Annotated in this window: 21 protein-coding genes; 3 read left to right on the top strand and 18 right to left on the bottom strand. The window is 66.5% G+C overall.

Annotation, left to right across the window (positions count from 1 at the left end):
* Position 1 precedes the first annotated feature (1 nt).
* Positions 2–547, bottom strand: a complete 546-nt coding sequence (locus BRESU_RS06950; RefSeq protein ID WP_013268825.1) for a hypothetical protein — start codon at positions 545–547, stop codon at positions 2–4.
* A gap of 319 nt (positions 548–866) precedes the next feature.
* Here BRESU_RS06950 and BRESU_RS17360 point away from each other — a divergent pair, with 319 nt between their 5' ends.
* Positions 867–2,048 (top strand): DUF6161 domain-containing protein, encoded by a 1,182-nt coding sequence (locus tag BRESU_RS17360; RefSeq protein ID WP_013268824.1) that lies wholly within the window; start codon positions 867–869, stop codon positions 2,046–2,048.
* Here the strand turns inward: BRESU_RS17360 and BRESU_RS06945 are convergent, their stop codons facing one another.
* Positions 2,049–2,915: a DNA adenine methylase gene (locus BRESU_RS06945; protein WP_013268823.1), complete on the bottom strand. Its 867-nt coding sequence runs from the start codon at positions 2,913–2,915 to the stop codon at positions 2,049–2,051.
* A 165-nt stretch (positions 2,916–3,080) separates the two neighbouring features.
* On the opposite strand from BRESU_RS06945, the gene BRESU_RS06940 reads away from it, so the two are divergent.
* The gene (locus tag BRESU_RS06940) at positions 3,081–3,335 is read left to right on the top strand and encodes a hypothetical protein (RefSeq protein ID WP_013268822.1); all 255 of its coding nucleotides are present in this window, start codon (positions 3,081–3,083) and stop codon (positions 3,333–3,335) included.
* Between the two features lie 4 nt (positions 3,336–3,339).
* Positions 3,340–3,684 (top strand): hypothetical protein, encoded by a 345-nt coding sequence (locus BRESU_RS06935; protein WP_013268821.1) that lies wholly within the window; start codon positions 3,340–3,342, stop codon positions 3,682–3,684.
* A gap of 658 nt (positions 3,685–4,342) precedes the next feature.
* On the opposite strand, the gene BRESU_RS06930 is transcribed toward BRESU_RS06935, so the two are convergent.
* The 16 genes from BRESU_RS06930 to BRESU_RS17350 all read right to left on the bottom strand — a co-directional run bounded on the left by BRESU_RS06930 (position 4,343) and on the right by BRESU_RS17350 (position 16,176).
* The gene (locus BRESU_RS06930; RefSeq protein WP_156796125.1) at positions 4,343–4,543 is read right to left on the bottom strand and encodes a hypothetical protein; all 201 of its coding nucleotides are present in this window, start codon (positions 4,541–4,543) and stop codon (positions 4,343–4,345) included.
* 40 nt (positions 4,544–4,583) lie between these two features.
* Positions 4,584–4,916, bottom strand: a complete 333-nt coding sequence (locus BRESU_RS06925; RefSeq protein ID WP_013268818.1) for a hypothetical protein — start codon at positions 4,914–4,916, stop codon at positions 4,584–4,586.
* Positions 4,916–5,389: a M15 family metallopeptidase gene (locus tag BRESU_RS06920; RefSeq protein WP_013268817.1), complete on the bottom strand. Its 474-nt coding sequence runs from the start codon at positions 5,387–5,389 to the stop codon at positions 4,916–4,918. Before BRESU_RS06920 ends, BRESU_RS06925 begins: the two co-directional genes overlap by 1 nt.
* A gap of 67 nt (positions 5,390–5,456) precedes the next feature.
* Complete coding sequence (locus BRESU_RS06915; protein WP_013268816.1) at positions 5,457–6,278, bottom strand: tyrosine-type recombinase/integrase; 822 nt, start codon at positions 6,276–6,278, stop codon at positions 5,457–5,459.
* A 127-nt stretch (positions 6,279–6,405) separates the two neighbouring features.
* Positions 6,406–7,878, bottom strand: a complete 1,473-nt coding sequence (locus BRESU_RS06910; protein WP_013268815.1) for an SGNH/GDSL hydrolase family protein — start codon at positions 7,876–7,878, stop codon at positions 6,406–6,408.
* A complete protein-coding gene (locus BRESU_RS17355) occupies positions 7,878–8,033 on the bottom strand; it encodes a hypothetical protein (RefSeq protein ID WP_013268814.1) in 156 nt (51 codons plus the stop codon). Before BRESU_RS17355 ends, BRESU_RS06910 begins: the two co-directional genes overlap by 1 nt.
* The gene (locus tag BRESU_RS06905; protein WP_013268813.1) at positions 8,030–8,665 is read right to left on the bottom strand and encodes a hypothetical protein; all 636 of its coding nucleotides are present in this window, start codon (positions 8,663–8,665) and stop codon (positions 8,030–8,032) included. The genes BRESU_RS17355 and BRESU_RS06905 overlap by 4 nt, the downstream gene beginning before the upstream one ends.
* A 2-nt stretch (positions 8,666–8,667) precedes the next feature.
* The gene (locus BRESU_RS06900; RefSeq protein ID WP_013268812.1) at positions 8,668–9,300 is read right to left on the bottom strand and encodes a hypothetical protein; all 633 of its coding nucleotides are present in this window, start codon (positions 9,298–9,300) and stop codon (positions 8,668–8,670) included.
* 51 nt (positions 9,301–9,351) lie between these two features.
* Positions 9,352–9,627: a hypothetical protein gene (locus BRESU_RS06895; protein WP_013268811.1), complete on the bottom strand. Its 276-nt coding sequence runs from the start codon at positions 9,625–9,627 to the stop codon at positions 9,352–9,354.
* Entirely contained in the window at positions 9,624–10,061 is a 438-nt protein-coding gene (locus BRESU_RS06890) for a hypothetical protein (protein ID WP_013268810.1), read from the bottom strand. Before BRESU_RS06890 ends, BRESU_RS06895 begins: the two co-directional genes overlap by 4 nt.
* 185 nt (positions 10,062–10,246) lie before the next feature.
* Entirely contained in the window at positions 10,247–12,097 is a 1,851-nt protein-coding gene (locus BRESU_RS06885) for a hypothetical protein (protein ID WP_013268809.1), read from the bottom strand.
* Positions 12,090–12,482, bottom strand: coding sequence for a DUF6950 family protein (locus BRESU_RS06880; RefSeq protein ID WP_013268808.1), 393 nt, complete (start codon positions 12,480–12,482; stop codon positions 12,090–12,092). The genes BRESU_RS06885 and BRESU_RS06880 overlap by 8 nt, the downstream gene beginning before the upstream one ends.
* Complete coding sequence (locus BRESU_RS06875; RefSeq protein WP_013268807.1) at positions 12,482–13,078, bottom strand: hypothetical protein; 597 nt, start codon at positions 13,076–13,078, stop codon at positions 12,482–12,484. Before BRESU_RS06875 ends, BRESU_RS06880 begins: the two co-directional genes overlap by 1 nt.
* Entirely contained in the window at positions 13,068–13,697 is a 630-nt protein-coding gene (locus BRESU_RS06870) for a hypothetical protein (protein WP_013268806.1), read from the bottom strand. Before BRESU_RS06870 ends, BRESU_RS06875 begins: the two co-directional genes overlap by 11 nt.
* Positions 13,697–16,039 (bottom strand): hypothetical protein, encoded by a 2,343-nt coding sequence (locus tag BRESU_RS06865; RefSeq protein ID WP_013268805.1) that lies wholly within the window; start codon positions 16,037–16,039, stop codon positions 13,697–13,699. The genes BRESU_RS06870 and BRESU_RS06865 overlap by 1 nt, the downstream gene beginning before the upstream one ends.
* The gene (locus BRESU_RS17350; RefSeq protein WP_013268804.1) at positions 16,036–16,176 is read right to left on the bottom strand and encodes a hypothetical protein; all 141 of its coding nucleotides are present in this window, start codon (positions 16,174–16,176) and stop codon (positions 16,036–16,038) included. Before BRESU_RS17350 ends, BRESU_RS06865 begins: the two co-directional genes overlap by 4 nt.
* Positions 16,177–16,211 lie beyond the last annotated feature (35 nt).

Genomic DNA, 16,211 nt, shown 5'->3' with positions numbered 1-16,211 from the left:
CCTACTGCGCGTAGGCCGCGCTGCGCGGCCGATACCAGCTGGGCGAGGCCGGGGGTGCACAGTTCCGTTGCATCCCCAGTCCCTTCAGATAGGCCCGGCGCGACCGCCCGGCCTGAATGGCGGACTGGACACTCCGGCTGTGTTGATCGGCCCCGGACAGCCGACGGATCCAGTTCCGGCCCGGAATGAAGTCGGTCACGCTGTTTCGGATCGCATCCAGCGCCGCGCGCGCTGCAGCATCCTGGGCCCGCTCGCTGAGCCGGGTGCCGTCGTCATGCGGCGGCTCGTCCGTATCGGGCCCCAGGGCGTCGTTCAGCCGGATCACTTCGGCCGCGATGGTCGTGCACTGGTTCAGGTTGCGGGTGTCATAGGGATTGCCCTCGGCCTGCAGCAGGACCGTGGGAATGAACTCCCGTCGAAGGTTGAAGTCGTCCAGCGGGGCCGTGACGGCCGCGCCGACGCCATCCCGCACCTGGCTTGCTGCCGAGCAGCTTCCGAGGCCTGTGGCCACCAGGAGCAGCGCAATGCCGTGCTGAAGCGAAGCCATACTCAGATACCTACCTCTGCGCGGCTCTCGACCCTGCCCATCATCGCACTGGTCATCCGGCGTGCTCAAGCCGCAAGCGGCGATGTCGAAAGCGTCACCACGCAAGGGCGCCGATGGTACGTCCTCTCGGGCTCGAACCGAGGACCCTCTGATTAAAAGTCAGGCACCGAAGCAAACAAATTCAACAGTCTCGACCGCTACGTGCGTAAACGACAAAAACCCCGTCCTCAAGCGAGCATTCCCGTTGGCGAGCGAAAGCGCAACCTTCTTAGGTTGACTCATTTGCGCCTAGCCCATCCGATCACTCCTTGGAGGAATCATGGCGCAGACTGCGGTACTGGAACTAGGTCCCGATAATGGGAGCCGGTCATTCTCGACATACGCTGGGCTGTTGCGCTGGATTGTGGACGAGCGAGCGAAGTGGGTTTGGCTCGAGGGGCAATCGGACCCGGGAAACTCCATCAACCGCGTTCTGGGACGCTTCAACCAGTTGGAAGCGCAAGTCCAGCGGCGACGAGATGAAGGCATCCCTCTCACGACGGCAATCGATGAGATCCGAGGGTATTTCGAGCCCAACGGGGACGAAGTGTATCTTGCTGGGTCCTCAGCTGGGCGGCAGATCCAGCTGATCGGCGAAGTGCATGGCCGAGAGAGCGCAGCGACCGCGCTATCGCTCGTCCGCAACTGGATGGCACCCTCAAACCTATCAACCTTGGATCAGTTCAAGGGCGCACTCGGTCTGTCCCTACCGTCTACTCTCACCGGCGAGAAGTCCAACCAGGCATTGGACGCCGAGCGCAAAGCCTTTCGAGCGTCGGCTCGGAAAATGGTCTCTGAAGGTGAAACGGCTGAGGCAAATCGGGCGGCTGCAGTCGATGCCGAGTTGGTCGCCTTGCGCCGCGAAACAATGGATTTGAGACGACGGTTGACACGCCGTTGGGGCCAGAGGCGGCGAGCCCAACGAGCAAGGCACGAGGCAGCTATCAGTGAAATTAAGGCGGTGACTGTCGCCTACAACGAGTTCATGCACCTGCAGGCCCCCGCTGATTATTGGGCCAAAAAGGCCAGCGCTCATAAAACAGCGGAAGACGCTGCAAGGGGCCGCCTCTATGTGTTCTTCCCGATTGCTCTCGTCGGGATATCTTTGGCCTTCGCTGCGGTAGGTGCCGCTCTGCTGCGTCCGGGACCCGGCCCGGCTACACCAGTGTATGTGGTCGTCTCAGCAGGACTGGCGACGTTCGCTGGGCTGATCTTTTGGGTAGGACGCCTGCTCACTCGGCTTTATCTGAGCGAACATCACCTGCGAAAAGATGCGGAAGAGCGTGAGGTGATGACGACGACATACCTCGCCCTGACCCGCGATCAGGCGGCCGACGAAAAGGATCGCCATATCATCCTGTCGGCCCTTTTCCGCAACTCTTCGGATGGAATCGTGAAGGAGGATGGCGGCGTCGATCCCACCATGGCGGGCATGGTCGCGCGCCTTGGGATGGGCCGATAGTCACAAGAGCCTCTCCTGCGCTGCCGCCGGTGCCAGATTCACGCCCCGCCCGATGAGCAGCTCGCCCACGTTTGTGTCGACATGCACCCCACCCGCGATCGAATAGGTCGTCTTCACCGCCTCAATATCAGCCCACGCGAACATCTCGCGCACCTCGGGCCGGTCGTTGATCGACAGCAGAAACATGCCCTGCCCCGCTCTCAGCCGATCGGCCATGCGCTGGAAATCGCCCCGGATGAACAGCCCGGCCCCATAGTCGCCTTCGCTGCCCCAGTACGGCGGGTCCAGATAGAACAGCGTCCCCGGCCGGTCGTAGCGGGCCAGGAAGTCCAGCCAATCGAGGTTCTCGATCACGACGCCGGCGAGGCGGTCGTGCAGCCGCTCGATACGTGTCTCGAGACGGCGGAGGTCAAAGTTCTGGGGCCCTGTCGCACTGACGCCATAGCTCTGGCCGGTGACCTTTCCGCCGAACGCCAGGGTCTGGAGATACAGGAACCGCGCCGCCCGCTCGATGTCGAGCAGATCGCGGTCGGCCGTCTCCTTCAGCCGGTCGAACTCGGCCCGCATCGCCGGCCGCCACCGCAGCTCGCGCAGCAGCACGTCGGGGAACCGCTGCAGGACCCGGAACAGGGTGACGACCTCGCCGGAGATGTCGTTGATGACCTCGACCGGCGGCCGGACACGTCGACGCAGGAAGACGCCACCCATTCCGATGAACGGCTCGCAGTAGGCGGTGTGCGGCGTCGCGGCGAGCGCGGCGCAGATCCGCTTCGCCAGGTGGCGCTTGCCGCCGATCCAGGCGGCGGGCGGATCACAGTCGCCCACAGGCGCATGGGTGACGTTGAGAACATTTCGTGAACTAATCATTGCGGGCAGACCTTTTGCGCGAGTAGGAGTCCCCGGCTCGCGTGAGCGGGGGCGGCGACCGGCCGGGCGGCCGATCGGTCCAGTCGTGCGGGGGTCTGCCCGCAGATCGACGCGTTGGCGCGCGCCGATCCCGCCCCGGACGTGGGGCATGGGATGAAGAAAGGAATGAGGGTGAACGACAATCTGAAGACGTCGCCGGCGGCGATCAGTCCGGCGAGGCGAGCTGACCGCGTGGCACGCCATGCGGCCCAGCTGGGCACCGGACCAGAAAGCCGCATACGCGCCGCCCAGATCCTGCGCGACATCGAGGCGCTGCACCCGGGAGAGGTCGAGCGACAGGCCGCGCGGATACAGGCGCAGCGACTGGGCGTCTCTGCCCTGCCGCTCGACACGGCGGCCCTGGACTGGCCCGAGGCTTAGCACCGTGTCGGGCTCGACCTTGGGATACCTGACGGCCAACGGCGGCAAGGTCCGCTGGCGCTGCGAGACCGGCCACGCCGGGCCGGTCGATCTGCAGGCGATGATCGCGAAGCATGGCGAGGACTACGACCTCACGGACACCTATCCCCCGTGCCGCGAGTGCCCGGGCGTCATGACCTTCAACGACTGCAACAGCATGTGGCCCCGCGAACTGACCCAGATGAAGGTCAACAGCGCGGAGTGGTGGGCGCATACGCAGAAGCAGCGCCAGAAGCTGGAGGCGGCAGGTTGGCGCGTCCGGATGGGGAAGTGGATCGGGCCCGAGACGAGATCGCTTCGATCAGGCTAAGGCCGAGGAGTCTTTTTCCCAAGCCAAGGCATATCAAACCCTGGCACCCAACCACGGGACGTTCTGGGCTTTGGCTCGTCTGCAGTCGGTGCCGGTTCGGCTCGGCCAGCTTCAATCGTCATGTGATCGATGCGAAAGCCCGGTTCCCCGACCGGGCCAGAGACATCGAGGGTGCCCTTGTTGTCCAAAGTGCCGCCCGTTTGATGAAAAGCTGTTTGGCGGCCCGTGATCGTCATCTTGCCGTGATTTGTGATGCGCCCACCGTCCTGCCTGAAGCCAACAGGACCCTGAGGCGCATCCTCAGTTTTCTTCGTCACCCTCGATCTCCCGAACCACAAGCAGGCGAGCCAGATAAGACTGAAAAGGACCATCGCGGCCCCAGCATACAGGCCCCATCTCCACCAACCCTCGCCTGGGTAGAGCGCCCCCGCGGCGGCCATGAAAATCCCGAGGCCAATACCGATGAGGGCGGCAGCCCACGATTCGCTTCGTCCCATGGCTTGCGAATACCAGCGATCTGAATGCTGGCCTATAGTCCGCCTCGGCCAGCCGGGGCGCCCCAGAAACGACGAAGGCCCGCTCCGGCGAACCGGGACGGGCCTGAAATGCGGAGCCGCGAGGCTCGACGCGGGGTCGCAACGAGAATCCTCGTAATGGTCTAGCCGGGCAAGAGGCGGCTGTACCACGGCCGCTCGACCTGTCGGACGGCGGCGGCGTCGCGGGCCTCGCACCGGCGCACCGTCTCCAGCGCGTCGGCCTTGTCCCGGTTGGCGATGTTCAGCTGGCCCGTCTGGGCGATCCCGAACACCTGCCAGTCGAGGGCCGGGTCTCCGCTGTTGTCCAGCACGGCGCTAGCCACCGGATCGCCCCAACGAGACGCGACCAGGGTCGAACATCCTTCAGCGGGGGCAAGCACCCGGATTGAGGTTGCACAGCCGGCGGCGGGCAACAGCATCACGCTCAGCAGGATCAGTCGTGCGGCGCACTTCATCGGTGGCATCCTTCACGGTGTTGAGGGTTGAGGCGTTGGCGGCGTCATTGGCGTCCCGGACGACGCTGGCGTCCTGGGCCCCTTGGGTCCGGCCGTCTGCGATGGTCGCGGCGGCCTCGGCCTTCTTCGCCGCGTTCCGAGCCGGGCCGGTGATCGTCCAATAGCTCAGCAGCAGCAGGGCGACGATCGCGAGGCCGACCGCGAGCAAGCCGGCGCGGCTGAGGGTACGGGCAAAGTCCATCAAGCCAGCTCGAAGTGCGGGCCGTCGGTAAAGGCTTTGCGCCCCTTCGCTCGCTGGCGAGCGCCGTAGGCATCGACCGCCGCTTTCATCGCCGCGGGAGTGCCGCCCTTGATATCGCGCATGTCGATCCAGGCACCGCCCCAGCGAAGTGGGACGCCCTCATCCTTTGCGGCCTGCCAGACGGCTGCGGCGATCGGATAGATGGCCGGCCACTCCCAGCGGAGCTTGCCGTTGATGTAGGGCACCAGGTCCACCGCGTGTCCGAACCCGTCGGCTTGCGGCCGGTGCATCGAGTTCATGGTCTGAGAGACCCCGGCCTTCACATAGGCCCGCTGCTCGGCCTCGGTGCGCAGTCCGTCGTGGACCCCGAAATCCTGAGCGGTGATCTGGATCGCTCGCTTCACCACCCGAACAAGGTCGGGGTGGACGCCGTTCAGTTCGGCAAGCGACTTCGCGCCAAGGGCAAAAGCCATGGTCGTCTCCTGTGATGTGGGGGATTGGCGCACGGTGTGCGCCGAGGTCAGGCCGAGGACGGCCGGATCAGAATTGGTCGGCGTGATGGATGGCGTTGAACCGGTCCATGACGGTTCGCCCGGCATCGATCGTGTGGGCGTAGGTTCCCAGAAAGATGGTCGGCGACTTCCAGCCGCCCGCGTCCATAGCCACCCGCACGCCGACCCCGGCGTTCAGGGCATTGGTCGCAGAGGCGTGTCGCCCGACGGCATGCGACGCCTTACGGGGCAAGCCTGCCCGGTCGCAAACCGCCGCGATTCGCTCGTTGACCGAGTATCGGGAGCTGTAGCGGAATACGCGATCGCCCGGCCCAGGAGCCAGATCGCGGATTCTCTCGACAAGGTGGTCGGGTAGGTAGCGCAGGCTGTTGAAGTCGGTCTTGGTCTTGACCAGCAGAGCAGTGCGACGACGCAGATCGACGTTCTGGCCCAGCAGGTTGACCGCCTCTGACACCCGCGCGCCGGTCAGGTTCATGAAGAGGACGCAAGCCGCGACGTGCGGCAGCCGGTCCGCGTCGCAGCGGTCGACGAAGGTCTCCAGCCAGCGGCGGCTCGCGGGCGTCACCTTGCGCGTCGTCGGCGCGGAGAACAGCCGAACCCGCGCCGGCATGCGCCATCCCAGTTCGTGGGCATGATACAGGACCGCGCGGGCCGGGGTGACCACCTGCCGGTTCCAGGTCGCGGGCGAAGCGTCTGGGTACAGATGCTGCGCAGCTTGCCGCACGGCCATCGGCGTGATCGAGGCGACTGGGTCGGGGCCGAACCTTCCGACCAATCGGGGTAGATAGCGGGCCTCGCCGCTGTGGTTCACATAGCTATCGGCCGCCAGGGCGAAGGTTGGGGTTTCCATCCAGCCATGGATTCAGAGGTCAGATTCCCCATCCAGCGCTTGCACCCGGGAATTGTCGGACATGGTTAAGGTGAGTCCTGACAGGAGAGAGCCACACCCCCCCACATTTGGATCAGGGGCGTGGGGTCTAGCTCTTCCGCATTATGGCGGCGCGGCTGATGTCCACGGTGACCGAACCGCCCGCTTCCAGGAACACCCGGACGCTGGCGTGCAGGTAGCGAACCGGCTCCGTCAGGGTCGGGATCACCAGATCGGGCGTCTTGAGATGGAGAAGCGGCGGGGCGAAGTCCGAGCCGACGCCATAGGTGCCATTCGTCGGGAAGTTCAGGGCCGTGGCGTACTGAGGCTGGAGGGTCGTCGTGTACAGTTCGAGAATGAGCAGCGCGCCCATCCCCTTACCGGCCGTCAGGGCTGAGAACTCAAGGTCGGCTTCCGCGAAGAACACGTCCCCCGCCGCCGGCATCTTCTGACACAGCCAGATGGCCGTGCCGCCGTCGACGACCGTACCGCCCTCCGTTGTCGGCCAGGTCGGTTCGGTGTTGCTGGACGTGCCGGGCTTGACGCAGAGGTAGATGAAGCCGTTCGGCGTGGTCGGAAGGCGGCGCTCGCCCAGAACGCGCGTGGCGGACGCGTTCCAGGTCAGGTCGTAGCGACCCGCGCTGAGCGTGTTGCCGATCCCTCCGAAGTAAAAGTATCCGGCGTCATAGTTGGCCGCCGCCGTGATCTCCATTCGGGCCTTGCTGTCGCGCCGCCACGAGCCGGTGCGAGCGACCTTGGACGCGACGACGGTGGCGGTGTTTCGGCGAATGATCTGGCAGGCGTCCGGCCCGGTCCCGCTGATCCCCGACGCCGCAGGAAACGCAAAGCCGTTCGTCCCGCTGGCATTGTCTCCGTTCATCGTCGGGTTGGCGCTGTAGTTCGTCCAATCGCGCGCCGTGGCGGGGTAGATAACGGGCGGTGGCGCGATCTTCGCCAGGACGTCCGCATAGCAGCGCCCTGCGATCATCGCGCCGCGCGCGTTCATGTGAAGGGTGTCGGCCGAGGCGTCGGCGTACATATAGCCTGTTGCCGGGTCGGTCAGCGCGAACGCCAGATCGACCAGATAGACGCCGCGCGTGGTCGCAACGTACTGCTTCAGCAGCCGGTTGATCGTGCTCTTGCGCGTGATCTCGGCATCGGTTTCGCTGCCGGACGTTCGGAGGAAGACGGTCGAGAGGACCACGACGCTGCCGTTGGCCTTGTGGGCCTCGCACATGGCAATGACCGTCGCGGCCGTGACCGTGGCCAGGGTTGGTTGGCCCGTCCCAGCGTCCGTGCTCTGATTTTGACCCGCAAGCAGGCAGACGACGTCCGCCTTGTAGGCCAGAGCGGCGCTCAGGCGCATCGCGATCTGCTCAGCGCTCTCGCCTGCGACGCCGAGGTTGGCCGCGATATTGAACGGGTGGCCCAAAAGCGAGTTGGCGACTTCGAAGAACCCCTGCGCCGTCGTTTGGCGATAACCGGCCGCGTTCGCTTGGCCGAGGGCGGTATGACTGTCGCCCTCCAGCAGAACGCTCAGGCCCAGGCGGTAGTCGGTCGGCGAAATCAGGCGTCCGGCCATCAGGCCCTCCCATAGAGATACTGGCCGTCACGGCCTTGAAGCGGCGCGCTGTCGCGACCGAAGAGCAGGGTGAGCGTCTGACCGCTGACGATGATGGTGTCTGGAGCCCCCCCGCCCTTGTTCAGGGTGGCAACACGTCGGGTCAGTCGGCTCATGCCACGCCTCCGCCCAGAACGGCTGCAGCGGCGGTGCCGCCGATATTGGCGCGCACGCGCAAGCTCATCTCGCCCCATTGACCGGGCGATTTCAGACCAGCCTGGGCATTCACGGTCGCGCCTGCGCCGGCGGCCACGGTCACCAGCCCGGCCCCTGTCTGCGACAGGATGCAGTTGAACCCGACCGCCAGCGTGTTGGGCACGGTGACCGTGACGGCGGCGGCGTTGTTCAGCTCGACCACCTTGCCGGCGTCACTCGCCTGCAGCGTATAGGCCGTGCCGGTCTGGGTGTTGATCGTGTCGAGGATGGCCGCCTTGGTCCCGACCGTGGTCACCAGGGCCGCCAGCGCGCCTTCGTCGGCGGCCAGGGCGTCCGCAATCTCCTTGAGGGTATCCAATGCCCCCGGCGCGCCGTTGACCAGGGCACTGATGGCCGTGGTGATCGCCGTCGACACGTCGGCACTCGACGGCTTGGCGGCGATCAGGTCGCTCAGCTTCTTCAGCGTATCGCCGCTGCCGGCGACGCCGCCTTTCAGTGCGGTGATCGCAGCGGCGATGGAATCCGCCACGGCCGTAGCGTTCGGAACACCGAGGGCGTCCAGGGCTTCGGATAGCTGGATGGGATCGGCCATTCTTAGATCTCCGCGATGACGGGCTGGCTGCCGAAGAAGATCGGCGCGCCTGAAAACTGCACGAAGCCCAGGCCCAGCTGGGCCAGCACCACGGCATAGAGGGAGGCGATGGCGTCGTTGACGTTGTCCGCGCCCAGTTGGGTCGCCGTGTCGTCGAAACTGACCAGGGCGGCCTCGTTCGGGCCCTGAGGGCCCACCGGCCCCGCCCCGCCCCTCACGACGCTCACCACGCTCTGCCGGCTGACGACCACGCTGCCGACTGCGGACCCATCGCCCACCAACACCGGCCCGGAGGCTGGCTCGGCGACCAGGTCGCTGACGCCCCGGACGAGCCTCAAGCTGAACACCGCAGCATCGTCGATGGCCGCATCGTCGATCCGGCGGACCTGGGCGGAATAGGTTCCGATCGGTCGGTCCGCCCATGCGCCTGCCGGGATCCGGATGGCGCAGGCCGCTTCCGACGTTGGCGAAGCCGCGATGACTTCGAAGGTGCAGACCGGGGCCCCCTGCCGGGCAAAGGCGATACGGACCTCGGATCCCGTCCAGTCCTCGGCCGGGAACATCAGATCGAAGGCCCAATCCGCATCGGTCCGGGCGACGGGCACGAGGGTCGAGGGAATCAGGGCAGCCGACATCGACGTCTCCGGGTCAGAGTGTTTCGGGGCCCGGCGCACGGCGTGCGCCGGTTACTCGGCCGGCTTCTGGGCCAGCTTCAAGGCCTCGTCCGCCCGGGCATTGGCTTCGCTGGCACCCTTCGATGCGTTGAACAGGAACCCGATCGCGGCGAGGAACCCGGTCAGGACGACGGCCTGGGCGATGGCCTTGAAGAACTCGCTGGGCTCCTGACCGAGAGCAGGCCGCGACCACCAGAGGATGGCGGCCGTCAGAACGAACAGGCCGATCAAGGCACCGCCTCGCGTGTCCGGCCACCACCAGGGGGCACGAGAAATCGGGTCGGTCATGGGTGGCTCACCTTTACATCGCCGTCGGCCATCTCGATCAGGGCTCCCGACAGAACACCGCCCGGCCGGGTGGCCTGGGGATCGCGCAGCTGGCGCATCAGACTGTCCAGCTTCTGCTCGAGCTGGCGGGCGGCCTGGCGCAGAGCTTCGCCCTCCGCGCGGCATTCGACGTTTTCGGCCTTCAGGTTCTCGATCTCGGCTTCCAGCCGCTCCTGATTGGCGATCAGATCCGCCACCGTTCCCTTGGCCGCATCGTTCAGGGCGACCTGAAACGCGGCAGCGGCGGTCACAAGGTCAGCCGCGTCCTTGGTGGACGAGGGCCGCCCGGCCCGCTTCTCGATCCAGATCTGCGCGACGCGGAACGCCAGCGCACCGACGCCTCCCCCGATGCCGACCAGGGTGAGGCCCTCCGCCAGGGGAGCAGTGTTGGGCATAAGGCGATACTCCGCGCCTGGGTCACAGGAAGGATTGGGCGGCCGACGCGCGTGGTTGGGCGGGCCGAGCGTGATAGTGGGACCGGGTCGGGCGAGACATTTTCGTTCGCCGGGGCCTGTGCGCCGCGAGGGGGTGACGCCCCACCGCCCGACACGGCAATCGGACGCGAAGGCGCGGGCGAGGCCTAGGGGGCGTTCATCGTGATCTCGCCAGAACCGCCCCAACCTCCGGGCGGATCGGCCGGCGGATCGAACACGCCGCCGCCGTCCGGCGTGGTCTGGAAGCCGATGAACAGCCAGCCGCCCGAAGCCTTGTAGTCCGGCACGTCGGCCAGAGGGACGGCGGTATAGCCGTCACCGTCCCGGTAGAAGACGCCATAGGCGGTCGATGGGTCCAGACCGGCGATGTCCTCGGCCGGAAGCGTCTTCACAGAACCGTCCGGCAGCACGGCATTGAAGGCCGACACGCTGATCGTGTCGCTCAGGGCCGAGGTCGGGAAGGTTACGTCGCGCGAGATCGGCGTGATGGCGGGCTGCTGGCGGCCCGGCACGAACGAGGGCGCGCCAATGGTCGGCGGCGGGGTTGCCTCGACTGTCTCGTCGTCGTCGATGGTTGGATCAGCCAGGATGACGTCGAAGACGACCTCGGCGTTGGCGAAATCGACCTCGACGTTCATCACCTCGACCACGACGTCGGCCATGGACGACAGCTCCGGGTTTTGCACCCGGATGAACCGTTGCCCGAGGCCGTTCAGACCATAGATGCTTGCGCGCACCGATCCTCGCCGCGGGGCGGCCAGCCGGATCATCTTGCGGCGGGCCAGGCGCATGGCCTGCGTCGGGCGGTCCACCCAGGTCAGCTGCAGGGGTTCCGATCGGACCTTGCCCCGGGCCGCGATGTCGCCGTCGTCGGTATATGTCCCGGCCTCCACCTCGGTGAAGTCGTGGTCGGGCGAGACGTAGGACACCACCAGTTCGTTGATGGCCTCTTCGTCGGTCTGGAACGCCCGCCAAGAGTAGCCGCGGATATGCTCCGGCGGCAGGGTGAAGGTGGGGGCTTCGTAGCGCCCGGCCTTGATGACCAGGCAGCCCTTGCCATCGACCGACAGCCAACCGTCGAAGGTGGCCAGCAGCGCTTCACGGACCGCCTGGGGCTCCAAAGTGATCGGATAGTTGCCGGCGCAGCGGTAGCGGGTCTCTCCGTCCACCGTCCCGTCGCAATAGTTCGCCTCGGCCGTCAGGTCGGACAGGACCGGGGCGATGCATCGATCCCAGTTCCGGCCGTGCCGATACCATTCGACGAACACCAGCCAGACGACCGGGTTGGCACAGGCCTGCCAAGTCGAAGGATCTTCTCGATCCTGCCCGGTGTCGCGCCAGTCGTAGCAGACCGGCGTCCCGACGACGGACGGGATCGGCTCGCCATTGCGGAAGTGGCGTGAGAAGCTCTCGCGGCTACGGTGTTGCGCCAGAAACGCCAGCGATGCGATCCCGTCGCCGCGCGAAGTTGTCGGCCACACGGAGCCGAAGTCGGCCGTCAGAAAGCTGTAGTGCGTCTCGGTCGGCTCCCCCAGCCGCGTCTCCAGCCGCACCAGATCGCCGGAGCCGTACAGCTCCCCATCCATGCCCTGGACGAACCCGCCGGACACGGTGACGACGTCGTCGTGCAGATAGACGGCGTCGATCGACGCCAGCCGGCCGTCACACAGGGCGATAACCACGCCCAGCTTGTTCCCCTTCGACTCCCTCAGCATGTAGGGCCCCGACATCCGCGACGGACCTCCGATGGCGTGATAGCGGACCGGGCGAGGCTGTTTCCGCGTGACCTTCTGGCCTTCGACGTTCGGAACCTGAGACTGCGCGACGGCTGTCAGCCCCACAGTGATGGCGGCCGAAATCCCGACATAGGCGGCCGCATATGCAATGGCGTACACGGTCTGGGCGACGACCAGACTGGTGGTGCTTGTGGCGGTGATCGTCGCTGCAGTCGCCCAGGATGCGAAAGCGGCTGCGGCAGCACTGATCGGATCAGCCATGGGGCACCCTCCAGGCAAAGATCACGGAGTCGGGGAAAAAGACGTCGACGCCACGAGACGATTTCACGGCCCAGCGCTGACCGGTACAGATCCCCGCCAGCACCTGGCGGCCCATTCTCAGCGTGCCGACATCGCCCCGCGCCGGCTGTGAAGCCGGACGGAGACCGGCCAGAAGGGCGCATTCGGCCACAACGGCATGCAGCCCGCCTTTCGCACGCACCAGTCGCTCGCGCTGTAGGGCAGTGCTGTAGCGCCCTCTCAGGTGGGAGGCCGGGTCAGGAAACCCCGTGGCGACCATTACCCAGTCGGCCAGCGTGAGGGCGCAATCGCTCTCGCCGTCGACGAAGGGCGTTGCGGCCATGGTCTCCAGAAATGCGTCCAGCATCAGGTCGGGGCGGGCCAGGTGATGGTGCTCTCGACGGTGTAGCGGGACACGCGAGTGCAGAAGGTGTCGGTCGGGGACCGGCGGCGCTGGTCCGCGTCCGTGTAGTACGACAGCTGCGGCCGGGTGCGGTCTGTGAAGGCAGACCCGACCGACAGGCTCACGCGACGGGTGATCTGTTCCTCGCTGGCCTGACGGTCGACGGCCGGCACGTCGGCGGTCCCGTTCCACAGCCAGGCGACCGGATCGACGGCCTGCCAGTCCGTCCCGAAGAAGACGATCCCGACGTGAACCGGGGCGTTCCGGACCTCCTCGGCCGATCCGTCTGCGAGCGAAAGGGTCTGCTCGTCCGCTCCGTTCAGCGTGAACTGGACGCGTTCGGCCAGCCCGCCCACCAGCTGGCTCAAGGCCGGGATGTCACCGACCAGGCCGATGCCCAGATAGGTGCCGCCGACCGTGTCTACATCGTCCGCCGGCAGCGGATAGTCGCCGACGCCCAGCCAGGCCCGCACCGGTCCGGACGCGGCCTCCATGTAGAAGAACAGCGAATAGTAGGGCGCGCCCATCGCCGACATCGCCGCTGCCTGATCAGGCAGCATCGAAGCTCTCCACCCAGACGGGATTGGCGACGCTGGTGTGCAGTCCGTCGATGGCGTCGAGGAAGTCGTCCGGATTGGCCAGACGCATCTGACAGGCGGGCGTGTCGAACTGGGCCGAGACGTTAGTAAGAACCGCCTCTCGAAGGGGCGGCCGGATGGTGACGGTTTGGACGCCGCCGACCGCCGACACGATCGAGGCGACCCGATAGAGCCGATACCCTTTGCCGGGGTGGAACATGGAGAAGTCTTCGCCGCCCTTTAGGTTTTGGGTGGTGACGTTGCCGTAGTTCTTCAGGACCAAGGTCGTGGCGCGGAGGGCGGCCGGGGCGTCGGTGAAATAGCTGTGCGACCCCGGTCCCGGCTTGGTGGCACCGGTGAAGGCGAACACGATGGCCGGACGAGAGCCGCCGTCCAGCGCCGCCATCAACCGTCGGGCCTCCTTCAGCTGCTCGGTTTCGTAGAGGTCGATCTCCGTCTGTTCGCAGACCCAAAAGCCGCCGCCGTCTGTCCGGGCAAGGCCGGGCGCTCCCGCGACAGGCACGCCGCCGCCGATCGTGCTGCCCGCGATGCGCCAGCGCTCTTTGGTGGGCACGAAGAGGTAGGGATTGAAGACCTCCATCAGGTAGTACCCAGGCGACGCTGCCGCCCCTGAAGACCCGGGGCGGAGCGACGGGCGATGTCCGTAGCTTGTGCAACGGCCTCCTGGCGCGCCCTGTTCGCCCGGGCATCCATGCCCGCCATGAACTCGGCTGTCGTCACGGCTCCTGCGAAGTCGTTGTGGTAGTGATGTTGGTGCACCGTCGTGGAACCGGCTCCAGTACCGCCGTCGCCCATTCCCTGCAGCATCGCGGCCGTGTCACGCGCGTTGAAGACCTGACCGCCCGTGCCGAACAGCGCCAGCTCGGGGCCATGCTCCGCCATGCCGTAGCGGTAGCCTGATTGCAGACTTCCGCCGGCGGCGCGGCCGCCCCCGAAAAGGGTCTTGCCGAAGCTGATGGCGGCGCTCAGGTACCCGCCTCCTCCGCTGCCCTGGCCGCTGCCCGCGCCACCCATCATGTTGAACAGGGCATCCAGCGCGCCATCGAGGAGGCGCTGCTTCAGCTGATCGCCAATGTATTCGCCGATGCGCCCATCTTGGATCGCGTCCACGACCTCGCGACCATAGTCCTTGAACTGTTCGCGAAGCCGATTCTGCTCGTTCACATCAAATAGTGCGACCTCGGCCGCCTGACGCTGATCGAGCCGCGCGAGGCCGTTCCGCTCATAGCCGGTGACTTTGCCGTCAACCTTCGCTTCGGCCGCGAGCGTGGCCCGCTCAAGCGCCTGCTCGGCAAGGAGGATGCGGCGGCCGATCTCGAATCGCTCGCGCGCCGTCGTCGCCATCTGCTCTTGGATGGACAGAAGGTCGATCGCGCTCTGGTCGGCGGATTGCTCATCCTTCAAACGCTCAGCCGCCAGCCGACGACGCTCTTCGAGGATCACAGCCCTGTCTCGGTTCGCCGCCAGTTCGTCCTGAGCGTCTTTCAGTTCGTTGAGCCGTACTTCGACGATCTCATCCAAGGCACCGGCCTTCTCGAGCGAAGCACGAAGGGCCCCGCGAGCAGCCTCCTGAGCCGCTTGCGCGATTTCGATGTTGGCGAGTTCCAGATTGGCGGCGTTCTCCTCGGTGCCCCCGGGGCCAAAGCGGGCGCGGATACGGTCACGTTGGGCGTCGAGCTCCTGACGTTGGAGGTCGCTCAGCGCGCGCTCGCGTTCGCGCTGCCGCTGTTCCGCCGCCCGCGCGGCCTGTGCCGCGGCCGTCGATCGCGAGGTCGATCCGCTCCGGGTCGTATGGCCCTGCGTTTCAAAGCCGGGACGGGTGTCGGATTGGCGAAGCCCCGCCAGAAAGGTCTCGCTGCTGATCGAGACAGGCGCGGGGGCGGCCCCTCGACGGCCTCCGCCGGTGACGATACCGGCTACGGTCCCGGTGAGCCCACCGGCATTGAAGGCGGTTTGGCGAATACTCGAGGCGAGGGCCCCGCCCACGGACTGCAGAGCTCTCACCCAGCCAGGCGCATCAGCCTCGACCTTTCCGAACTCAACGATCAAGGCTGTGACCGAGGCGGCCGCATCGCCCAAAGCTTCTGCCAGCGGTGACAGGGAGACCAGCCTCAGGGTGTCCATCTGCTGGCCGGTGATCTCCATCTGCCGGTCGGCCGCGTCCAGCTGGGCCCGGACTTCGTCATCCAGCACGATGCCCAGCTCGCGGCTGCGGTCCCGGAGATCCGCAATCCCGTCGGAGCCAAGCCGCAGAAGCGGGAGCAACTCCTCGATCCCGAGGGACCGGGACAGCTTCACCTGTTCGGTCCGGTCTCTGACCTGACCGAGGGTATCGGCCAGCCGGTCCAACAGTTGATCGGACGTCTCGACGTTCGCCAGCTGCTCAGCCGTGATGCCCAGCTCTTCGAAGACCGGGCGAAGTTTCGCGTCACCGATCCCCAGCTTGAATGCCCCGAGGACACCGTTCAACTTTTCGAGGCCGGCGTCGAGGCTGCCGGCCGACACCCCCGCGTCTTCCGCGGCGAACCGCCACTCCTGCAGGGCCTCGGCGTTCACGCCGATGCGATCCGCCTGGTCCGTCAGGTCTGCGGCGTCACGCATGGCCTGAAAGGCTCCGGTGGCCGCGATCGCAACCGCCCCGAGAACGGCCCCCACGGCTACGCCCGCCGCGCCAAAGGCCCCCAATACGGCGCCGGCCGAGCCGGTCTCGGAGGCCAGACCGCGAATGCCGGATTTCGCCTCACCCACGCCAACCGAAAGGGCCCGGATGGCGGGGTTGGCAGCCCTGTCGCCGAGGGCGATCTGGGCCCACATCTTCTTGCCGCTGTCGGCAACCTGATCGAACGTCCGCCGGACGACTTCGCCGCCCTGGACGAAAAGCCGGATCCCGACACCGCTCTTTCCTCCGCTTGCATCCGTCATTCGGGATTGTCCTCGGCTTGGCGGTTGGCCCGGCTGGCGGGCTTCCTTCGATCCTCAGCCACCCGCGCGGCATCCAGGGCGGCGGGCTCGAAGGCGTCGATCAGACTGTCCACGATCCAGCCGGGCGCATCCGGCATCCTCGCCCTCACCGCAGATCGATCGACCCGACGGG

The sequence above is a fragment of the Brevundimonas subvibrioides ATCC 15264 genome, from assembly GCF_000144605.1.
In the GTDB taxonomy this organism is placed as follows: domain Bacteria; phylum Pseudomonadota; class Alphaproteobacteria; order Caulobacterales; family Caulobacteraceae; genus Brevundimonas; species Brevundimonas subvibrioides.
Note: the sequence above shows the minus strand (reverse complement) of the source record. Positions and strands in the feature narration are given on the sequence as shown.